Origin of the sequence: Streptomyces sp. CA-251387, from assembly GCF_050936625.1 — a bacterium.
Classification (GTDB): domain Bacteria; phylum Actinomycetota; class Actinomycetes; order Streptomycetales; family Streptomycetaceae; genus Streptomyces.
Genome location: NZ_JBNJMJ010000001.1, coordinates 8453026 through 8473055, shown reverse-complemented (window position 1 = coordinate 8473055; position 20030 = coordinate 8453026). Strand labels below are relative to the sequence as shown.

Annotated in this window: 16 protein-coding genes; 10 read left to right on the top strand and 6 right to left on the bottom strand. The window is 71.1% G+C overall.

Features of this window, described 5'->3' with window-relative positions:
* The first annotated feature begins 47 nt into the window (after nucleotides 1-47).
* The 9 genes from ACQEV2_RS37620 (at nucleotide 48) to ACQEV2_RS37580 (ending at nucleotide 9669) form a co-directional block, all read left to right on the top strand.
* Nucleotides 48-1136 carry a right-handed parallel beta-helix repeat-containing protein gene (locus ACQEV2_RS37620; RefSeq protein ID WP_433052176.1) on the top strand — a complete coding sequence of 363 codons (1089 nt, stop codon included), beginning with the start codon at nucleotides 48-50 and terminating at the stop codon, nucleotides 1134-1136.
* Between the two features lie 286 nt (nucleotides 1137-1422).
* The gene (locus ACQEV2_RS37615) at nucleotides 1423-1869 is read left to right on the top strand and encodes a DUF485 domain-containing protein (protein WP_433052173.1); all 447 of its coding nucleotides are present in this window, start codon (nucleotides 1423-1425) and stop codon (nucleotides 1867-1869) included.
* 2 nt (nucleotides 1870-1871) lie between these two features.
* Nucleotides 1872-3467, top strand: coding sequence for a solute symporter family protein (locus tag ACQEV2_RS37610; protein ID WP_433052170.1), 1596 nt, complete (start codon nucleotides 1872-1874; stop codon nucleotides 3465-3467).
* A gap of 14 nt (nucleotides 3468-3481) precedes the next feature.
* Nucleotides 3482-3889 (top strand): (2Fe-2S) ferredoxin domain-containing protein, encoded by a 408-nt coding sequence (locus tag ACQEV2_RS37605; RefSeq protein ID WP_433052167.1) that lies wholly within the window; start codon nucleotides 3482-3484, stop codon nucleotides 3887-3889.
* A gap of 85 nt (nucleotides 3890-3974) precedes the next feature.
* Nucleotides 3975-4145 carry a 50S ribosomal protein L32 gene (gene rpmF / locus ACQEV2_RS37600; protein ID WP_003996023.1) on the top strand — a complete coding sequence of 57 codons (171 nt, stop codon included), beginning with the start codon at nucleotides 3975-3977 and terminating at the stop codon, nucleotides 4143-4145.
* Between the two features lie 6 nt (nucleotides 4146-4151).
* Nucleotides 4152-5333 (top strand): GTP-binding protein, encoded by a 1182-nt coding sequence (locus ACQEV2_RS37595; RefSeq protein WP_433052163.1) that lies wholly within the window; start codon nucleotides 4152-4154, stop codon nucleotides 5331-5333.
* A 74-nt stretch (nucleotides 5334-5407) separates the two neighbouring features.
* Nucleotides 5408-7081, top strand: coding sequence for a response regulator transcription factor (locus ACQEV2_RS37590; protein ID WP_433052160.1), 1674 nt, complete (start codon nucleotides 5408-5410; stop codon nucleotides 7079-7081).
* Between the two features lie 133 nt (nucleotides 7082-7214).
* Complete coding sequence (locus tag ACQEV2_RS37585; protein ID WP_433052157.1) at nucleotides 7215-8600, top strand: FAD-binding oxidoreductase; 1386 nt, start codon at nucleotides 7215-7217, stop codon at nucleotides 8598-8600.
* Between the two features lie 70 nt (nucleotides 8601-8670).
* Entirely contained in the window at nucleotides 8671-9669 is a 999-nt protein-coding gene (locus tag ACQEV2_RS37580) for an LLM class flavin-dependent oxidoreductase (RefSeq protein ID WP_433052154.1), read from the top strand.
* 24 nt (nucleotides 9670-9693) lie between these two features.
* Here ACQEV2_RS37580 and ACQEV2_RS37575 read toward each other — a convergent pair whose 3' ends face one another.
* Nucleotides 9694-11010: a phytase gene (locus ACQEV2_RS37575; protein ID WP_433052151.1), complete on the bottom strand. Its 1317-nt coding sequence runs from the start codon at nucleotides 11008-11010 to the stop codon at nucleotides 9694-9696.
* A gap of 170 nt (nucleotides 11011-11180) precedes the next feature.
* Between ACQEV2_RS37575 and ACQEV2_RS37570 the strand changes: the two genes are divergently transcribed.
* The gene (locus tag ACQEV2_RS37570) at nucleotides 11181-13523 is read left to right on the top strand and encodes an ATP-binding cassette domain-containing protein (RefSeq protein ID WP_433052148.1); all 2343 of its coding nucleotides are present in this window, start codon (nucleotides 11181-11183) and stop codon (nucleotides 13521-13523) included.
* Here ACQEV2_RS37570 and ACQEV2_RS37565 read toward each other — a convergent pair.
* The 5 genes from ACQEV2_RS37565 to ACQEV2_RS37545 all read right to left on the bottom strand — a co-directional run bounded on the left by ACQEV2_RS37565 (nucleotide 13510) and on the right by ACQEV2_RS37545 (nucleotide 20029).
* Nucleotides 13510-15159, bottom strand: coding sequence for a pentapeptide repeat-containing protein (locus ACQEV2_RS37565; protein ID WP_433052145.1), 1650 nt, complete (start codon nucleotides 15157-15159; stop codon nucleotides 13510-13512). The two genes, ACQEV2_RS37570 and ACQEV2_RS37565, sit on opposite strands and share 14 nt — an antisense overlap.
* 84 nt (nucleotides 15160-15243) lie before the next feature.
* Nucleotides 15244-16176 (bottom strand): lysophospholipid acyltransferase family protein, encoded by a 933-nt coding sequence (locus tag ACQEV2_RS37560; RefSeq protein ID WP_433052142.1) that lies wholly within the window; start codon nucleotides 16174-16176, stop codon nucleotides 15244-15246.
* A 14-nt stretch (nucleotides 16177-16190) separates the two neighbouring features.
* Nucleotides 16191-16961 (bottom strand): GNAT family N-acetyltransferase, encoded by a 771-nt coding sequence (locus ACQEV2_RS37555; protein WP_433052139.1) that lies wholly within the window; start codon nucleotides 16959-16961, stop codon nucleotides 16191-16193.
* 372 nt (nucleotides 16962-17333) lie between these two features.
* Nucleotides 17334-18083: a succinate dehydrogenase/fumarate reductase iron-sulfur subunit gene (locus ACQEV2_RS37550; protein WP_433052136.1), complete on the bottom strand. Its 750-nt coding sequence runs from the start codon at nucleotides 18081-18083 to the stop codon at nucleotides 17334-17336.
* The gene (locus ACQEV2_RS37545; RefSeq protein ID WP_433052133.1) at nucleotides 18080-20029 is read right to left on the bottom strand and encodes a fumarate reductase/succinate dehydrogenase flavoprotein subunit; all 1950 of its coding nucleotides are present in this window, start codon (nucleotides 20027-20029) and stop codon (nucleotides 18080-18082) included. The genes ACQEV2_RS37550 and ACQEV2_RS37545 overlap by 4 nt, the downstream gene beginning before the upstream one ends.
* Between the last annotated feature and the right edge of the window lies 1 nt (nucleotide 20030).

The window sequence follows — 20030 nt, the reverse complement described above, 5'->3', positions numbered from 1 at the left end:
GCGGCCACTGCTGTGCGACACGGCACGCGGCGGAGGCGGGAGGCCCCATGCGCAACACGGTGAGCGGCATGCGCGGTACGGCGATCTGGACGGCGGCGGTGAGCGTGGCCCTGCTGACGGTGTGGGGTCCGGCGAGCGAGGCGTACGGCGCGACGACGCTGGTCGTGGCGGCCAACGGGAGCGACTCGGCGCCCGGCACCGTGACCCAGCCCCTGCGGACCATCCAGCGGGCGGTGGACCTGGCGAAGCCCGGCGACGCAATCGCCGTACGCGGCGGTACGTACGCCCTCACGGACAACATCACCATCACCACCTCGGGCACCGCGTCGCAGCCCATCAGTCTCGCCGCCTACCAGGGCGAGCGGGTGGTCGTCGACGGCGAGCAGCTGCCCGCCAGTCACACGCCGGTCGGCGGCAGCATTCCGCGGGCCGAGCGCGGGGCGGTCCACATGGAGGCCTCGTACTGGCGGATCTCCGGCATAGAGGTGGTCAACGGCCCGTACGGCGTCTATTGCGACGGCTGCGACAACAACGTCTTCTCCCGGCTGTCCACGCACGACAATTACGAGTCCGGCTTCCAGCTCCAGGGATCGTCCGGCAACGACCAGATCCTGAACCTGGACAGTTACGGCAACCGCGACCCCCGCAAGAACGGTGAGAGCGCCGACGGCCTGGCCATCAAGGAGGGCAGCGGAACCGGCAACGTGGTGCGCGGCGCCCGGTTGTGGAACAACGTCGACGACGGGTTCGACGCCTGGAAGTTCACCTCGCCGATTGTCATCGAGAACACCATCGCGTACGGCAACGGCTTCAACCGCTGGAACTTCCCGGACTTCGCGGGCGACGGCAACGGCTTCAAGATGGGCGGCGGCAGCCCGGCCCCGGCGGTGGCCCACACGCTGCGCAACTCGATCGCGTATCGGAACGCCGCGCACGGCGTCACCGACAACGGCTATCCCGGCGCCCTTGCCCTGACCCGCAACACGACCTGGGCCAACGCCGGCACCGGCTTCGACGCCGACGTCTCGGGCGGCACCGCCACCCTCACCGGCCCGCGCTCGGGCGACGGCTCGCTGCCGCCGGCCCCGCACTTCCTCGTGCCGCGTAACGGCGCTGCCGTCGGCGCACGGTTCTGAGCCGCTCGGCCAGGCTGTCCCGAGCGAAGGGCGTTTGAGACAGTCTGGCCGAAAGAATTGGTCCGGACTATTTCCCGGAGGGCTTTTCTCCGCAGGCTGCACAGGATCACCGACGGGTGTTCAGGGGCGTGAATGCGCCACCCGGGTGCGGCAATTCATCGTGGCGGTTGATTGTTGAAAGAGCCCGCTGTCATACTCCGCCTTCCGGCCTCACTGCCGCCCCCCTTCCCCAAACGCAAAGACCGCCCCCCTGTGTCCGGCATGCCGCAGCAAAGAAGGTGCGCCTGTGCCCGAGTTTTCACCATGGCACGACAATTCCCTCACATACGGTTCCCCGAATAGTGAACCCGCGCCGACCCGGCGCATATCCGAAGACCCCGAATTCCACTCGCTGCGCCGCGCTCAGCGCAGGTTCGGAGTCCGTGCGACGCTCCTGTCGGTCGGCGGGTTCCTGTTGTACGTGCTTCTGTCGCACACCGTCCCCGGTCTGATGAACCAGCGCCTGCTCGGCCACCTCACCCTCGGCCTCGCCCTGGGTCTAGGGCAGTTCGTCGTGATGGGCGTGACCGCCTGGTGCTACGTCCGCTACATGCGCACCCGGATCGACCCGCTCGCCCGCGGCCTCGGCTCGCGGCTGAACCAGCACGAGGCCAACTCGCTCCGCACCGCCGCCCAACGCGGCGACGCCGGCCAGACCGTCCCGCCCGGCTCCAGGGGGTACCGCACGTGGTGACCATGTCCGAAGGCATCGTCGACCGGTTCAGCCTGAACCTGACGTTCGTGCTGTTCCTGTCGGTGGTCGTGGTCACGCTGTTCATGGCGCTGCTGACGGCCCCTCAGCGCGACGAGATCAGCGAGTTCTATCTCGGCAACCGCACCATGTCCCCGCTGCGCAACGGCCTCGCCATGTGCGGCGACTATCTGTCGGCCGCGACCCTGCTGGGCAGCACCGGGCTGGTCGCCCTCAACGGCTACGACGGACTGCTGTACCTCGGCGGCACCGTCGTCGCCTGGATGATGGTGCTCCTGCTGATCGCCGAACCCCTGCGCCGCACCGGCAAGTTCACCCTGGGCGACACGCTGGCCCTGCGGCTGACCCGGCTGCAACGGCCGGCGCGACTCGCCCTGGCCGTGTGCACCCTGGTCATCACGACCCTGTACCTGGTGGCCCAACTCGTCGGCAGCATCGCCCTGTTGACCCAGTTCACCGGTGAACCAAGTGCCGCGACACGCACCCTGTGCGTGATCGTGATCGGCACCATCGTCATCGTGTACGCCGCCATCGGCGGCGCGCCCGGCGCCACGGTCATCCAGATCATCAAGGCCGTGATGCTGGTGGCCGGCGTGACGGTCACCGCGGTCATGGTGCTCAACCACTACGACTGGAACCCGGGCGCCCTGCTGTCCGCGGCGGCGAACAACAGCGGCACCGGCACCCAGTTCCTCGAACCCGGACTGCGCTACGGCGTCAGCACCACCAGCAAGCTCGACTTCTTCAGCCTGGAACTGGCGATCGTCCTCGGCCTCGCCGCACTCCCCCACGTACTGATGCGGCTGCTCGCCCCGCGCAAGGTCGACGTGCTGCGCTCCTCCCTCGTGTGGGCGGTGGGCCTGGTGGGCCTGGTCTGCCTGGCGGCCGGCATCCTCGGCCTCGGCGCCACGGCCATCGTCGGCCGCGAGACCATCGCGGAGACGGACCACAAGGGCGACGCCGCCGTCCTGCTCCTCGCCAACGCCCTCGGCGGCGGCATCCTCACCGCTCTGCTGTCCTGCCTGGCCTTCGTCACTCTGCTCGCCGTCGCGGCCGGCCTCACCCTCGCCGCCGCCTCGTCCCTCGCCCACGACCTGTACGGCGAGGTGATCCGCAAGGGACGCGCGAGCGAGACCGAGGAACTGACCGTCGCCCGGCTGTCCGCCGCCGTCATCGGCATCCTCGCCATGATGCTGGCCCTCGTCTCCTGGGGCGCCAACACCGCGACGCTCGCCTTCCTCGCCTTCGCCATCGCGGCGTCCGCGATCCTGCCGACGATCGTGTACACCCTCTTCTGGCGCCGCTTCACCGGCCAGGGGGCGCTGCTCAGCCTCTGGGGCGGCCTGGTCTGCTCGGTCCTGCTGGTCCTCTTCTCCCCCGTCGTCTCCTCCACCCCGGGCTCGTTCTACCCGGACTCCGACTTCGCCTGGTTCCCACTACAGAACCCCGGCATCGTGTCCATCCCGGCGGGCTTCTTCCTCGGCTGGCTCGGCACCGTGCTCAGCGACCGTCAGGAGCCGCAGGAGGAGGCCGCCTACGAGGAGTTCGAGGTACGGATGCTGGTGGGCGCCAAGGAGTAGGAGATGCTTCTGCCATGCCCACTCACACCTTCCTGATCGGCGCCGCCCGCCAGCGCCCCTGCACGCTCGTCGTCTGCCGGGGCTGCTGTTGCGGCGATCCCCGCAAGCACCCCGGCACCGATCACGCCGGGCAGGTGGAGCGGCTGCGCGCTGCCGGGGCCGAGCACGGCTTCCAGGTCCGTACGACCGACTGCCTGGGCCCCTGCGACCAGGCCAACGTGATCGTCGTCCAGCCGTCGGCCGCGGGGCGCCGGGCCGGCGGGCGGGCCACCTGGGTGGGCTTCGCGATGGACGACGACTGCACCGAGGAGATCGTGCAGTGGGCGGCCGCGGGCGGGCCGGGCCTCGCCGAACCGCCCCTCACACTGGAGTTGCAGTTCATCCGGCCGCCGCGGGACGCCCGGGTGCGGTCCCGCCGCTGACCGGTCATTCCGCCCCCAGCAAGTTGTTAATGGGATCCATTTTCATATAGCGTCCTCGGTGTTCACCCACCGAGGAGGTCCCGTCATGGCTGTCCCCAAGCGGAAGATGTCCCGCAGCAACACCCGCCACCGCCGCGCCCAGTGGAAGGCGAGCACGCCGCAGCTCGTGCCCGTCACCATCGATGGCGTCAGCCACCTCGTGCCGCAGCACCTGGTCAAGGCGTACGAGCGCGGGCTGCTGCGCCCCGAGGGCTGACCGGGAATGCCGTACGAGAGCCGTCTGCCCGTCACCGTCCTGTCCGGCTTCCTCGGGGCGGGCAAGACGACCCTGCTCAACCACGTCCTCGCGGGCCGCGAGGGGCTGCGCGTGGCGGTCATCGTCAACGACATGAGCGAGATCAACATCGACGCCGCGCTGGTGCGGGGCGGCGAGGCCGCGCTGTCGCGGACCGAGGAACGCCTGGTCGAGATGACCAACGGCTGCATCTGCTGCACCCTGCGCGACGACCTCCTGGAAGAGGTCGACCGGCTCGCCCGCGAGGGCCGCTTCGACCATCTCCTCATCGAGTCGTCCGGCATCTCCGAGCCCATGCCGGTCGCGGCCACCTTCGCCTTCGCCCGCGACGACGGAGCAACCCTCGGCGACCTCGCCCTCCTGGACACCATGGTCACGGTCGTCGACGCCGCCAACTTCCTGGCCGAGTTGGACAGCGGCGACGAACTCGTCCAGCGCGGCCTCGACCAGTACGAGGACGACGAGCGCACCGTCAGCGATCTCCTCGTCGACCAGGTCGAGTTCGCGGACGTCCTCGTGCTCAACAAGCTCGACCTGGTGGACGACGCGGCGGCGGACCGGCTGCGGGCGGCCCTGCGCCGGCTCAATCCCGCCGCACGGGTCGTCGACGCCGTACAGGGCCGCGTGGCGCTCCAAGAGGTGCTCGGCACACGGCTGTTCGACCTGGAGCGCGCCCAGCAGGCCCCGGGCTGGGTGCGGGAACTCAACGGCGACCATGTGCCGGAGACCGAGGAGTACGGCATCTCCTCCACGGTGTTCCGCTGGTCAGTGCCCTTCCACCCCGGACGGCTGTGGACCTTCGTCACCGAGGAACTCGACAGCGGCGCGTTCGGAAAGGTGCTGCGGTCCAAGGGGTTCTTCACCCTCGCCAGCCGCCCGCAGGTCACGGGGCTGTGGTCGCAGGCCGGTTCCGTGGCCCGCTTCGAACCCAGCGCCGCGCGGGACACCGACGCCCCGTACGCGCAGGAGCTGGTCTTCATCGGCACCCACCTGCACGCGGAGGCGCTGCGTACCGCGCTGGCCGGCTGTCTGATGGCGGACGGCGAGGAGCCGCCGGCCGACGACCCGTTCCCGGCCTGGGACACCTACGGCATCGACGACGTCTGCGAGCACGAGCACGCGGCCGAGCTCCACGTGTCCGCTCACTGACCCGCCCGGCACCTGGCCTGCCTATTCTGGTGAGGGGCCGGTCCTGCTCGCAGCGCGCGAGAAGGGAGCCGCGGGTGACCGAGCGGACGATTGACAGGGCGGCCGCGGACACCCTGCGGCGGGCCAGGGACGCCGCCGCCCGTGAGGCGTGGGCCGAGGCGTACCGGCTGCTGGGCGGCCTGGACGCCGGCTGTCTCACGCCCGACGACTGCGCCGCGTTCGCCGACGCCGCCTGGTGGACGAGCCGGATCGACGAGTCGATCGTCCAGCGGATGCGGGCCTACTCCGGATATGTGGCGCAGGGCGCGGCCCGGCAGGCGGGGCTGATGGCCTGGCTGCTCTTCTACGAGCACCAGCTCGCGGGCCGCACGGCCTTGGCCGCCGCCTGGCTGCGCCGGGCACGGCGGCATCTGCGGGGCGAGCCGGAGTGCGTCGAGCAGTGCTACCTCGCCTGGGTCGACGCCGAGGACGCTCAGGAGCGCGGTGCGTTCGACGAGGCGATGGCCGCGGCCCGGCGTATGGCGGGGATCGCGCGGCGCTGCGGCAGCCCGGATCTTCTGGCCATGAGCGTGCAGGCACAGGCGGGCGTCCTGGTCGCGCAGGGGCGCCTCGGGGACGGACTGGATCTGCTGGACGACGCCATGTGCTCGGCCATGGCAGGTGAGCTCAGCTCCTTCTTCACCGGCTGGACCTACTGCCTGGGCCTCCAGCAGGCCATGGCGTGCATCGACCTGGAACGCGCCGCCGAATGGACCGACGCGGCCATGCGCTGGTGTGCGGCGATGCCCAAGGAGAACACCTTCCGCGGGCTGTGCCGGGTGCACCGGGTCGAGGTGCTGGAGCTGCGCGGCAGCTGGTCCGAGGCACTGGCCGAGGCCGGACATACCTGCGAGGAACTGCTGCCGTTCGAGCCGCGGATGGCCGCCGAGGCGGTCTATCTGGTCGGCCAGATCCAGCGGCGTCGCGGAGAGCTGGCCGCCGCCGAGGAGTCGTACGACCGCACCCACGAACTCGGCCGCGACCCGCAGCCCGGTCTCGCCCTGCTGCGGCTGGCCCAGGGGAAGGCCGACGCCTCCGCCACGGCGCTGGCACTTGCCCTCGCGTCCGGAGCCGATGCCGGTGGTCTCGAGCGGTGCCGGCTGCTCGCGGCCCAGGTGGAGGTGTGCCTGGCGCTGGGCCGGACGGCCGAGGCACGCGCGGCTGCCGAGGAGCTGCGGTCCCTGGCCCACGACTGGCAGCGGCGGTGCGGCTCGACGGCGACCCTGCTGCACGCGAGCGCCGCCGCGGCCTGCGGCGCGGTGGCCTTCGCCGCCCGTGACCTCGACCGCGCACTGCCCCTGCTGCGGCGGGCACTGGCGCTCTGGCTGGAGCTCCGGGTGCCGTACGAGGCGGCCCAGGTGCGGATGACGCTGGCCGCCGCCGACCGGGCCGCCGGGGACGGCGAGGGTGCCCGGATGGAGCTGCGGGCGGCGGAGCAGGCCTTCCGGCAGCTGGGTGCCGTACCCGACGCGCGGCGGGCGGCGGCCCTGCTCGCCGATGTGCGCCGCCGGCAGCCCGGCGGGCTCACCGAGCGCGAGATCCAGGTGCTGCGGCTGGTCGCGGAGGGCCGCACGAACCGGGCCATCGCCGCCGAACTGGTGATCAGCGAGCACACCGTCGCCCGGCACCTCAACAACATCTTCGCCAAGCTCGACGTGTCCTCGCGGGCGGCGGCGACGGCGTACGCGTACGAGCACGGGCTCACCTGACGCGTATGGGCCGTTTCACCCATGCCCGGTTCAGCCAAGATGGGCGATTCCGGCGATGAACGCGCCTCCGCTCCGTGCGTACACCAGTGGTGTACCCCTTTCCGATCGAGGACTGGAAAGCAGGTGGGAGGCCATGACCACCTACACGCCGACCTTCGACCACAAGCTGCTGGAGCGGCTGCGTGGGGCCGTACGCGGTGACATCGTGGAACCCGGCGACCCGGGCTACGACGAGGCCCGCAGGGTCTACAACGCGATGCACGACCGGCGGCCGGCGATCATCGTGCGGGCGGTCGACGTGGGCGATGTCATCGCCACGGTGGACTTCGCCCGTGACCAGAACCTGCCGCTCGCCGTGCGCGGCGGCAGTCACAGCGTCCCGGGCTACGGCACCTGCGACGGCGGTGTGGTCCTCGACCTCGGCCTGATGCGCGGTATCCGCGTCGATCCCGAGACCCGTACGGCCTGGGTCGAAGGCGGCTGCACCTGGGCAGACGTCAACCACGCCACGCACGCCTTCGGGCTGGCCACCACGGGCGGGGTCGTCTCCACCACCGGGGTGGGCGGGCTGACCACGGGCGGCGGCATGGGCTATCTGGTCCGCCGCTGCGGTCTGGCCTGCGACAACCTGGTCTCGGTCGACCTGGTGACAGCCGACGGCCACTTCGTGACCTGCACCGACGACCACAACAGCGACCTGCTGTGGGCGGTGCGCGGCGGTGGCGGGAACTTCGGGGTCGTCACGTCGTTCGCGTACCGACTGCACCCCATCGCCGACATCCTGGGCGGGCCGACCTTCTTCCCGCTCGACGGCGATGTGATCCGCCGCTACCGGGAGCTCGTCGCCGAGGCGGACTACGACCTCGGCGCACTGCTCGTCGTCGGGCTCGGTCCGCCGGTGCCCTTCCTGCCCGAGCGCTGGCACGGCCGGCCTCTGTGCGGCGTGATCGCCTGCTGGACCGGGCCGGAGGACGAGGACGACCGGATCCGGGACCGCCTCGCCGCGCTCGGACCGGTGCTGGGCCGGCACCTGGAACGTATGCCCTACCCGGTGATCAACACCCTCTTCGACGACCTGGTGCCCGCGGGGCTCTACCACTACTGGAAAGGCACGTTCACCCAGGGCCTTCCGGACGGCGCGGTCGACGCCTTCATCGAGTACGGCGCCACCACCCCCTCCATCGAGAGCGTGGCCGTCGTCTACCCGCTCGACGGCGCCTTCGACCGGGTCGCGCCGGAGGAGACCGCCTTCTCCTACCGGGACGCCGACTACTCGATCGCCCTGAGCGGAACCCTCACCACCCGCGCGGACTGCGAGGCCCAGAAGGGCTGGGTGCGCGGCTTCCACCAGGCGCTCGAACCGCACTCCATGGAGGGCGGCTACGTCAACTTCATCGACGGCGACGACCAGCACCGCGTCCAGGCCAACTACCGCGGCAACCACGCGCGCCTGACGGCCCTGAAGCGGCGCTACGACCCGGGCAACCTGTTCCGTCTGAACCACAACATCGCGCCATGAGGAGGATAGGGAGGAAGACAGCGAGGAAGACAGGGAGGAATCCTGCGGCGGCGGCGTTGTTGAACCCCATATGAGCTCCGTGATCGCGGCGACCCGCTTCTCCGTCCTCGACCGCTCCCGCACCCGGGAGGGCCACACGCACGCCGAGGCCCTGCGCGACACCGTGACGCTGGCGCGGGAACTGGAGGAGCTGGGCTACCACCGCGTCTGGGTCTCGGAGCACCACGGGGTACCCGGCGTCGCCGGTTCCGCCCCGACCGTGCTCGCCGCCGCCATCGCGTCCGCGACCCGCACGATCCGGGTCGGGACCGGCGGGGTGATGCTGCCCAACCACCAACCGCTGGTCGTGGCCGAGCAGTTCGGGGTGCTGGAGTCCCTCTTCCCCGGCCGTATCGACATGGGGCTGGGACGCTCGGTCGGCTTCACCGACGGGGTGCGCAAGGCACTCGGGCGGGACAAGGGGGACGCTGAGGACTTCGCGGCACAGATCCAAGAGTTGCTCGGCTGGTTCCGCGGCACCTCGCCGACCGGGGTGCACGCGCGGCCCGCCGAGGGCCTGACCGTGCCGCCGTTCGTGCTGGCCATGGGCGAGGGCGCGGACATCGCCGCCCGCGCGGGCCTGCCGATGGTCATCGGTGACCTGAGGAACCGGGCCAGGATGCAGCGCGGCATCGACCACTACCGCGACCACTTCCGGCCCTCCCCCTGGGCGAGCGAGCCGTACGTCGTGATCTCCGGCACCGTCGCCGTGGCCGCCACGCCCGAGGAGGCGCGGCGGCTGCTGGTCCCGGAGGCCTGGTCGATGGCCTACTCGCGCACGCACGGCACCTTCCCGCCGCTGGCGCCCGCCGAGCGCGTCGAAGCGCTGACGATGACCGGCAAGGAGCGCGGCTTCTTCGAGGGCGGCCTCGCCGGGCACATCGCGGGCACGGAGGAACAGGTCGCGCACGAGCTGGAGACGCTGCTGAAGGAGACGCAGGCGCAGGAGGTGCTGGTCACGACCAGTACGTACGACCGCGCCGCCCTCGTGGACTCCTATCGGCGGCTCGCCCGGGTCATCGCGGCGTGATCCGGGCGAGTGTGCGACCGCGGATCAGTCCGTGTCGCGCGGGTCGAAGGACTTGGTGTCGATCGTCAGCGGCTTCGGGAACGCGCCGGCCACCGACTCCCAGCCCGTCAACTTGAAGTTCGTGCCCTCCCGGTCCCCCTCCGCGGGCGTGGCCTCGCCGTCGTGGGTGACGAGCAGGCCCTTGGGGAAGGACCGGCCCAGCGGGACGTTGACCACGGTGGAGCCGTCGGAGTGCTGCACCCCGTCGGTGGCGGCGCTGTCGGTGACGGCGAAGGAGCCGAGGTAGGCGTTGCGGCCCTGGCGCTCGTACACGGCGAAGGTGTCGTCGCCCTGGCTGGAGGCGAGCAGGTATCCCTTGCCGTCGGCGGCGTGGTAGATCGTGGCTCCCTCGGCGTCCGCGCTCAGGTGCTCACCGCCGAAGCCCGGGTCGTGGGCGGTGTCGAGGACGCACTCCTCTTCCTCGGCGTCATACGTCCACGCAGTGCCGTACTCCCGCACCCGGTCGATCAGTTCCGGCCGCTCGAACTCCTCGTCGTCGAGACCGACCCGCCACAGCCCGACGTCCTCCTGGGCCGCGTACAGGACGTGCTCCTCCTGGTCGACGACCATGCCCTCGACCTGCGGGCGGTCGCCGGGGTCGGCGCACGGCGTCCAGTCGGTCCCGTTCGGCAGCCGGAAGGAGGCGGGCAGATCGAGGGTGTCCTCGGCCTTGTAGCCCACGCGCCCGTTCCGGTCCTCCAACTGCAGCAGTCGTACGCGGGTCTCGGAGCGGCGCGACACCACCGCGTACGCGTTGTCGTCGTCGCTGAAGGCGGCCAGCCCGTAGGCGGTGCGCTGGTCGTCGACCTCGGCCTCGCTCGCGGAGAAGACCGGCGCGGCGTCGGCCGCCGTCACGTCCTTCAGCGGGGGCCGGCCCGCCGCCACGGCGGCCGGGTCGATGGCGTAGGCCCGGACGCGGTCCCGGCCGCGGTCGCTGACCAGGGCCAAGTCGGTCTTCTCGCCGGCCAGTTCGAAGCCGTAGACGACGTCGACGTTGTTGAAGCGGCCGGGCGCCGCGTCCTCGCCCGGCGCCGCGGGCGCGGCGATGTGCTGCAGACGCCTGCCGTCGAGGCCGTAGACGTTGAGGCCGGCCTCCTTGAGGGTGCCGATCAGGAGGCTGCGCCCGGCGTCATGGGGGTCGACCCAGACGGCCGGGTCGTCGGCGTCGGCGTTGCCGCCCGCCTCGTCGTCGTACACGGCGGGTGTCTCGACGCGTGCGGAGACGGCGACCGGCTGCGGGGCGGCTGCGCCCGAGACCATCAGCAGCGCGGCGGTGAGAGTGCTCAGAGCAGAAGCGCTCACGATACTCCTCGGTAGGAAGAGAGACTGGCGAGACGCTATGGGCGACCGGTGTGGGTGAGCCGACGGCGCCATGAACATCAGGTGGCTCCTACGGGCCGCGCGTCCCGTTCGCTTAGAATCGCGGGGTTTGCCCACGACCCCGATGCGCACCTCCCGGAGCCCTTACCCCCATGCACTCCCCGCACGACCCCTACGTCCGCGTCCGCGGCGCCCGTGAGCACAACCTCAAGGGCGTGGACGTCGACATTCCGCGGGATGTGCTGGCCGTGTTCACGGGCGTGTCCGGGTCCGGGAAGTCGTCGCTCGCCTTCGGCACGATCTACGCGGAGGCCCAGCGCCGCTACTTCGAGTCGGTCGCACCGTACGCCCGCCGACTGATCCACCAGGTCGGCGCACCGAAGGTCGGCGAGATCACCGGGCTCCCGCCCGCCGTGTCCCTCCAGCAGCGCCGCTCGGCGCCGACGTCCCGTTCCTCCGTCGGCACGGTCACCAACCTGTCCAACTCCCTGAGGATGCTGTTCTCCCGCGCCGGCGACTATCCACCCGGCGCCGAACGGCTCGACTCAGACGCCTTTTCGCCCAACACGGCGGCCGGAGCGTGCCCGGATTGCCACGGACTCGGCCAAGTGCACCGTACGACAGAGGAGTTGCTGGTCCCCGACCCGTCGCTGTCGATCCGCGAGGGCGCGATCGCCGCGTGGCCGGGTGCCTGGCAGGGCAAGAACCTGCGCGACATCCTCGACGCGCTCGGGTACGACGTCGACCGGCCCTGGCGTGAGCTGCCCGCCGAGCAGCGGCAGTGGATCCTGTTCACCGACGAGCAGCCGGTCGTCACCGTCCACCCGGTGCGCGACGCCGACCGCATCCAACGGCCGTACCAGGGCACTTACATGAGCGCCCGGCGGTACGTCATGAAGACGTTCTCCGACTCCAAGAGCCCGACCCTGCGGGCCAAGGCGGAGCGGTTCCTCGCGTCCGCGCCCTGCCCGGCGTGCGACGGCAGCCGACTGCGGCCCGAGGCACTGGCCGTGACCTTCGCGGGCCGTACGATCGCCGAACTGGCGGCGCTGCCGCTCACGGAGCTGGCGGCCACGCTGGACGGCGGCGCCTCGGAAACCGCCCGTGTCCTCGTCGAGGACCTCAAGTCCCGTATCGCACCCGTCGTCGAGCTCGGCCTCGGCTACCTCAGCCTCGACCGCGCCACCCCCACCCTCTCGGCGGGCGAACTGCAGCGTCTGCGGCTGGCCACGCAGCTCAGGTCCGGGCTGTTCGGCGTGGTGTACGTCCTCGACGAGCCGTCCGCGGGCCTGCACCCGGCGGACACGGAGGCGCTGCTGAGGGTGCTAGAGCGGCTGAAGGCGGGCGGCAACACAGTGTTCGTGGTCGAGCACCACCTGGACGTCGTGCGCGGCGCCGACTGGCTGGTCGACGTGGGTCCGCGTGCGGGCGAGCACGGCGGCCGGGTGCTTCACAGCGGGCCGGTGGCGGAGCTGGCGGCCGTCGCGGAGTCGGCGACGGCGCGGTTCCTGTTCGACGACTCCCCCGCCGTCGTACGCCCAGTGCGCACGCCGCGCGGCCAGGTGAAGGTGGGCCCGGTCAGCCGTCACAACCTGCGCGGCGTGAGCGCCGAGTTCCCGCTCGGCGTGTTCACGGCCGTCACCGGGGTCTCGGGATCGGGCAAGTCCACGCTCATCGGCGAGATCACGGAGGACCTGGCGGGCGTGGGCCGCCTCGTCTCGGTCGACCAGAAGCCGATCGGCCGCACCCCGCGCTCCAACCTCGCCACCTACACCGGCCTCTTCGACGTCGTCCGCAAGGTGTTCGCGGACACGGACGAGGCGCAGGCGCGGCGTTACGGCGTCGGGCGCTTCTCCTTCAATGTGGCGGGCGGGCGGTGCGAGACCTGCCAGGGCGAGGGGTTCGTCAGCGTGGAGCTGCTGTTCCTGCCGAGCACGTACGCGCCGTGCCCGGACTGCGGCGGGGCCCGCTACAACCCCGAGACGCTGGAAGTGGCGTACCGGGGACGGAACATCGCGCAGGTGCTGGACCTCACGGTCGAGGCGGCCGCGGAGTTCTTCGCGGACACCCCGGCCGTGGCCCGCAGCCTCCGCACCCTGCTCGACGTGGGCCTCGGCTACCTCCGCCTCGGGCAGCCCGCCACCGAGCTGTCCGGCGGTGAGGCACAGCGCATCAAGCTGGCGAGCGAGCTGCAGCGTGGCCGTCGCGGGCACACCCTGTACCTCCTCGACGAGCCGACGACCGGACTCCACCCCGCCGACGTGGAGGTGCTGATGCGCCAGTTGCACGGGCTCGTCGACGCCGGGCACACCGTCATCGTCGTCGAGCACGACATGTCCGTCGTCGCGGGCGCGGACTGGGTGATCGACCTGGGGCCGGGCGGCGGTGACGCGGGCGGGCGGATCGTGGCGGCGGGGCCGCCCGCTCAGGTGGCCCGGGCGGAGGCGAGCGTCACGGCGCCGTATCTCGCGCGCACCTGCCTCAGCCGCGCTTGATCCTTCCGCGCACGGCGAGCACCGCGAGGCCGAGGAACACCGGTTCGGTGAAGCGGCTCACCATCTCGATATAGGTGCCCCACGTGGTCAGTTCCTGTCCGCTGGACCGGAAGATCACCGAGTTGAGGACGATGCGCAGGGTCTTCTCGAAGCGTTCGGAACTGAACCGGTCGGCGAGGGGCAGCGTGAGCACCGGGCTCGGTTTGTCCACCGCGAGCGTGACATGGCCGCCACCGCGGGGCAGGTCGCCCGAGACGGTCTGGTCGGGGCTCCGGTCCGGCAGACCCAGCCCGAGCATCAGGACCGTCGTGACGCACATGGCCAGCAGCAGCCAGGCGAGGGCGCGCGAAGCCCGCAGACCGTATCCCGAAAGCAACCAGTAGGCGTGCAGGAGCCACCGTTCGGCGCGGGTCGTCTCGTTGCGGTCGAGGCGGCGCATCTCCATCTCGCCGTAGTAGAAGTCGGCGGCGCCGGGTTCGTCCTTGTTGTCCTCCAGCGCCTTGCGCAGCTGGCGGTAGAGCTGGGCCACATGGGCGGGTTCCATGACCGTGCCGGGCAGGTTGTCGGTGACCTCTACCCAGGCCTCGCGGTTGCGCTCGCGGCGCTCGACTCCGCGTCTGAGCAGGTGCTCGTCGGCGATGGCCCGGCGTTGCGCCCAGCGCAGCGGCACACCTCCGTGCACACCCCAACTACGGCTCGGGGAGGCGAAGTAGCACTCGCCGCTGATCCGTATCTGGTCGAGGTGGTGGGCGCCGAAGAACACGCACCGCCGTAACCACATGTCGACCAGGGTGAGGTAGGAGACGTCCACGCCCCGGACGGAGACCAGTTCGGACAGGGGGCGGCGGGGCAGGCGCCGCCGGAGCCACACTTCGTCCATGTGGCTGCCGTCGGGCAGCTGAAACCTGCCGTAGTGCTGGAAGAGGGACAGCTGGGCGGCGAGATTCGCGTCGGTCAGGTCGACCTCGGCCAGCTGCATCAGCAGCTCGGACGAGGCCAGGAAGGTCGCCTCACGGCAGTGCAGCCGCGGCACGGCCAGTTGCAGCCGTACCGGCTGCTCCATGAGCGTGCCCCTGAGGCGGACCTCGTCGGTGCAGAAGACCATGCCCTCGACGGGACCCGAACAGCGCGCCCGGGACAGGTCCAGCCGCCCGGTGACGTAGCCGCCGTTCATGACCAGCGCCCCGCGGAACTCCGCCCGCGAGAAGTCCACCGACTCCTCGAAGCTCACGTCGTCGAAGCTCGCGTCGTCCTCGAACACGGCCTTGGCGAACTCCGCCCCACCTCGGAAGCAGGCCCTGTCGAAGTTCGCCGCGCCCTTGAAGCGCGCGTCGCGGAACTCGGCACGCCCCGAGAACACGAACCCGCCGAAGTCGACGTCGCCCGAGAACACGGCCTGGTCGAAGCGGGCCTCGTAGAGCAGGCCCTGGGTCCAGCGGCGCAGTTCGACGACCAGTTCCGACGTGAAGGGCACCCCGCGGTAGTCGGCGCGGTTGCCGGCGGCCACCGACAGCAGGGCGCTCTGGCGGTCGCTGGCGCTGAGGTGGGCGAGGCAGCGCCCCCGTTCCCGCACCACCACCCCGTGGCAGTCGGCGTGGCCGCAGACCGGCCAAGTCGGTGTCGGCGCAACGGTCATGAAGGAATGATCGCCGAACACAGGAGCGCATGCACTCAGTTGGAGTGAATCAAGGGCCGCCGTCGTTCCGGTGGTGCCGACGGGTCACGAGAGACCGGCCCTTCCGACGCCCACCGTCGCCTGCGCCGCCTGCGCCAGCGACCGCCGATCGCGGCAGCTGCCCGGCTCGATCGCCTCCAGCACCTGGACCTCGGCCGTCAGCCCACGTGTCGTCGCCACCCGCCACACCGAGGTGAGCAGCGAGTCCTCGCCGACGAAGGCCGCCGCAGTGCTGGGCGCGCCTCCGGCCACGCGGTACTGCAGGCGCACCGGCTGCACGGGCACGTCCGCGTCCAGGGCGGCCTGGAAGGCGGCCCGGCGGAAGGGGCCCTGGGCACGGCCGCACCAGGTGCTGCCCTCGGGGAAGACGGTGACCGCCTCGCCCGCCCGCAGCGCCTCGGCGATCCGGGCCACCGTCTCGGGCAGGGCGCGGATCCGGTCCCGGTCGATGAACAGGGCGCCGCTGCGGGCGGTCAGCCATCCCGCCACGGGCCAGTCCCTGATCTCCGACTTGGCGAGCATCCGGGCCGGGCGTACGGCGGCGAGCAGCGGGATGTCCAGCCACGATATGTGGTTGGCGACGAGCAACACACCGCCGGCCGGGGCGGCGCCGCCGTCGATCCGGACCCGGACTCCCGCGGCCCGGACGACCCAGCGGCACCAGCGCCGGACCAGGTCCGCGGGGAGCCGCGCGCCGAGCGGGCTCATCAGGAAGCCCAGCACCAGCAGGAACAGGACCGCCGCGACCCGCACGACGGCCAGGGGTATCGCCTCGGCGCGGCGCGCCGCGTCCAGGCACGCCTGCGGGGTGCAGGGCGCGGTCGGCCGCCAGAGGGTCCCTGCCCCGCCGGGCGACGCGTGGGCGGTCCTGCCGACCGGCGCCTCGGCGGGCGACTCGCTGACCGTGCCGCCGGCCGCCCCGGCTGTGGGAGCGGGCGCCGTGGGGACACCCACGGCGCCGAGGGAGGAGGTGGTCATGACGGCCCCGTCCGTCACGCCGGGACGAGGGAGAGGAAGTGCCGCAGATAGCGCGGGTTGACCCGGCGCATCGACAGCAGCACGTACAGGTCGGCGACCCCGAACTCCGGGTCGTGCGCGGGCTCACCGCACACCCAGGCGCCGAGGCGGATGTAGCCGCGCAGGAGCGCGGGCAGTTCCATACGCGTGGCCGGGACGGGGGCGGTCGGCTGCCAGGGGCGCAGCGGTCGTACGCGGTACTCCTCCGGGGCCAGGTGCTTGGCTTGTACCCGGTCCCAGGTCGCGGCGGCGAGCGTGCCGCCGTCGGCCAGCGGGATGGAGCAGCAGCCGGCCAGCCATTCGTGACCGTGGTCGACCATGTAGCGGGCGATGCCGGCCCAGATGAGGCTGATGACCGCGCCGTCGCGGTGGTCGGGGTGGACGCAGGAGCGGCCGACCTCGACCAGGTTCGGGCGCAGCGCGTCGATGCGGCTGAGGTCGAACTCGCCCTCCGAGTACAGACGTCCCGCGACCGCGGCGCGCTCCGGCGGCAGCAGCCGGTAGGTGCCGACGACCTGGCCGGACACCTCCTCACGGACGAGCAGATGGTCGCAGTACGCGTCGAAGGCGTCGATGTCGTGACCCGGCTGCGGGGTGGTCAGCAGGGCCCCCATCTCGCCGGCGAAGACGTCGTGCCGCAGCCGCTGGGCGGCGCGCACGTCCTCCTCGTTGCGGGCGAGCCCGACGGTGTACCGGGTGGGGGCCGTGGGCTGCGGGGGACGGTCGACGGTCAGTACGCCGGTCATGGCTTACTCCTGGTCACGGGCCGGGGACGGCGAGCGGAGGGCGGTTGCGAGCGGTGCGAGGTGCCGCCCCTGTTCTTCCGATGCCGGTTGGCGTATGCGTGACCTGTGCCAGGAGAGCGGATGTGCGGATGTTGAACGGCACGGGCCGGTACCGGCCGTCCACATTCCGGTGCCCGTCCGGTCAGCCGGGCGCTCCGGTGCTGTTCACCTGGCCGGTGCGGAAAGCGAGACGGGGCCGGGGAGCACCCTCCCAGCCCCGCCCGTCCGCACCTTTCGGCGAACGTTCACTGAAGCGCCCGAAAGGGGCGCGGGGAACCGCGCGACAAGCCACGACGAACCCGCAGCCGCCGAACGACCGTCCACGCTACGGCGCTACCGCTTCGCAACCTTCCGCGTGGCCCGCAGCCACTCCTTGTTCATGCTCGTGATGGACATGAGCGGGATGCCCTTGGGGCAGGCGGTGGCGCACTCCCCCGTCAGCGTGCACCCACCGAACCCCTCTTCGTCCATCTGCGCCACCATGTCCAACACCCGCGTCTCCCGCTCGGGCGCACCCTGCGGCAGCACGTTCAAGTGGTTGATCTTGGCGGACGTGAACAACATCGCCGCGCCGTTGGGACAGGCCGCCACACACGCCCCGCAGCCGATGCACTCGGCGTGCTCGAAGGCGAAGTCCGCATCCGGCTTCGGCACCGGCGTCGCGTGCGCTTCGGGAGCCGCCCCCGTCGGCGCGGTGATGTATCCACCCGCCTGGATGATCCGGTCGAACGCGGACCGGTCGACCACCAGGTCCTTGATCACCGGGAACGCCGACGCCCTCCACGGTTCGATATCGATCGTGTCGCCGTCCTTGAAGGACCGCATGTGCAGCTGACAGGTGGTCGTCCGCTCGGGCCCGTGTGCATCGCCGTTGATCACGAGCGAACACGCACCGCAGATGCCCTCGCGGCAGTCGTGGTCGAAGGCGACCGGGTCCTCGCCCTTGAGGATGAGCTCCTCGTTGAGGGTGTCGAGCATCTCCAGGAAGGACATGTCGGAGGAGATCCCGTCCACCTCGTACGTGGACATGGCGCCTTCGGTGTCGGCGTTCTTCTGCCGCCAGACGCGCAGGGTGAGCTTCATGCGTAGCTCCGCTGGGTGGGGTGGACGTACTCGAAGACCAGGTCTTCCTTGTGCAGGGTCGGAGCCTCGCCGGTGCCGGTGAACTCCCAGGCGGCCGCATACGAGAACTCGTCGTCCTTGCGGGCCGCTTCACCGTCCGGCGTCTGTGACTCCTCGCGGAAGTGACCGCCGCAGGACTCGGTGCGGTGCAGCGCGTCGAGGCACATGAGCTCGGCGAGCTCCAGGTAGTCGACGATGCGGTTGGCCTTCTCCAGCGACTGGTTGAACTCCTCGCCGGTGCCGGGGACCTTGATGCGCCGCCAGAACTCCTCACGAATCTGCGGGATGCGCTCCAGGGCCTTGCGCAGCCCCGAGTCGGTGCGGGCCATCCCGCAGAACTCCCACATGAGCTCGCCGAGTTCGCGGTGGAAGGAGTCCGGCGTACGGTCGCCGTCGACGGCCAGCAGAAGGTTGAGCCGGTCCTCGGTCTCGGCCACCACCTCCTGGACGGCCGGGTGCTGCGCGGTGACCTTCTCGTGGTGCGGGTTGCGGGCGAGGTAGTCGTTGATGGTGGCCGGGAGGACGAAGTAGCCGTCGGCCAGCCCCTGCATCAGGGCCGACGCCCCGAGGCGGTTCGCCCCGTGGTCGGAGAAGTTGGCCTCGCCGATCGCGAACAGGCCGGGGATGGTGGTCTGGAGGTCGTAGTCGACCCACAGCCCGCCCATCGTGTAGTGCACCGCGGGGTAGATCCGCATCGGCACCTCGTACGGATCCTCGTCCGTGATCCGCTGGTACATGTCGAAGAGGTTGCCGTACTTGGCCTCGACGGCCTTGCGCCCCATGCGCTTGATGGCATCGGCGAAGTCGAGGTAGACGCCCTGCCCGCCGGGCCCGACGCCCCGCCCCTCGTCGCAGACGTTCTTCGCGGCGCGGGAGGCGATGTCACGCGGGACCAGGTTGCCGAAGGACGGGTAGATGCGCTCCAGGTAGTAGTCGCGCTCGTCCTCGGGGATCTGGTTGGGCGGCCGGGTGTCGCCCTTGGCCGTCGGCACCCAGATGCGGCCGTCGTTGCGCAGCGACTCGCTCATCAGCGTCAGCTTGGACTGGTGGTCGCCGGTGCGCGGGATGCAGGTCGGGTGGATCTGTGTGAAGCAGGGGTTGGCGAAGTAGGCGCCGCGCCGGTGGGCCCGCCAGATGGCGGTGGCGTTGGAGTTCATGGCGTTCGTCGACAGGTAGAAGACGTTGCCGTAGCCGCCGCTCGCCAGCACCACCGCGTCCGCGAAATACGTGTCGATCTTGCCGGTGATGAGATCCCTGGCCACGATCCCGCGCGCCCGCCCGTCGACGACGATCAGGTCGAGCATCTCCGTACGCGGGTGCATCTCGACGTTCCCCGCGGCGATCTGCCTGCTGAGGGCCTGGTAGGCGCCGAGCAGCAGCTGCTGTCCCGTCTGGCCGCGGGCGTAGAAGGTCCGCGACACCTGGACGCCGCCGAAGGAGCGGGTGTCGAGCAGGCCGCCGTACTCGCGGGCAAACGGTACGCCCTGGGCCACGCACTGGTCGATGATCTCCACCGAGATCTGTGCGAGCCGGTGCACGTTCGACTCGCGCGCCCGGAAGTCGCCGCCCTTGACGGTGTCGTAGAACAGCCGGTGGATCGAGTCGCCGTCGTTGCGGTAGTTCTTCGCCGCGTTGATGCCGCCCTGCGCGGCGATCGAGTGGGCGCGGCGCGGGGAGTCCTGGTAGCAGAACTGGACGACGTGGTAGCCCTGTTCGGCGAGGGTGGCGCCGGCGGAGCCGCCGGCCAGCCCCGTCCCCACCACGATCACCGTGTGCTTGCGCCGGTTGGCGGGGTTGACCAGCTTGGCCTCGAAACGGCGCTTGTCCCAGCGTTCGTTGACGGGACCGGAGGGGGCCTTGCCGTCCACGACCGGCTCACCGGTCCGGTAGTCCACGTAGGAAGTCATC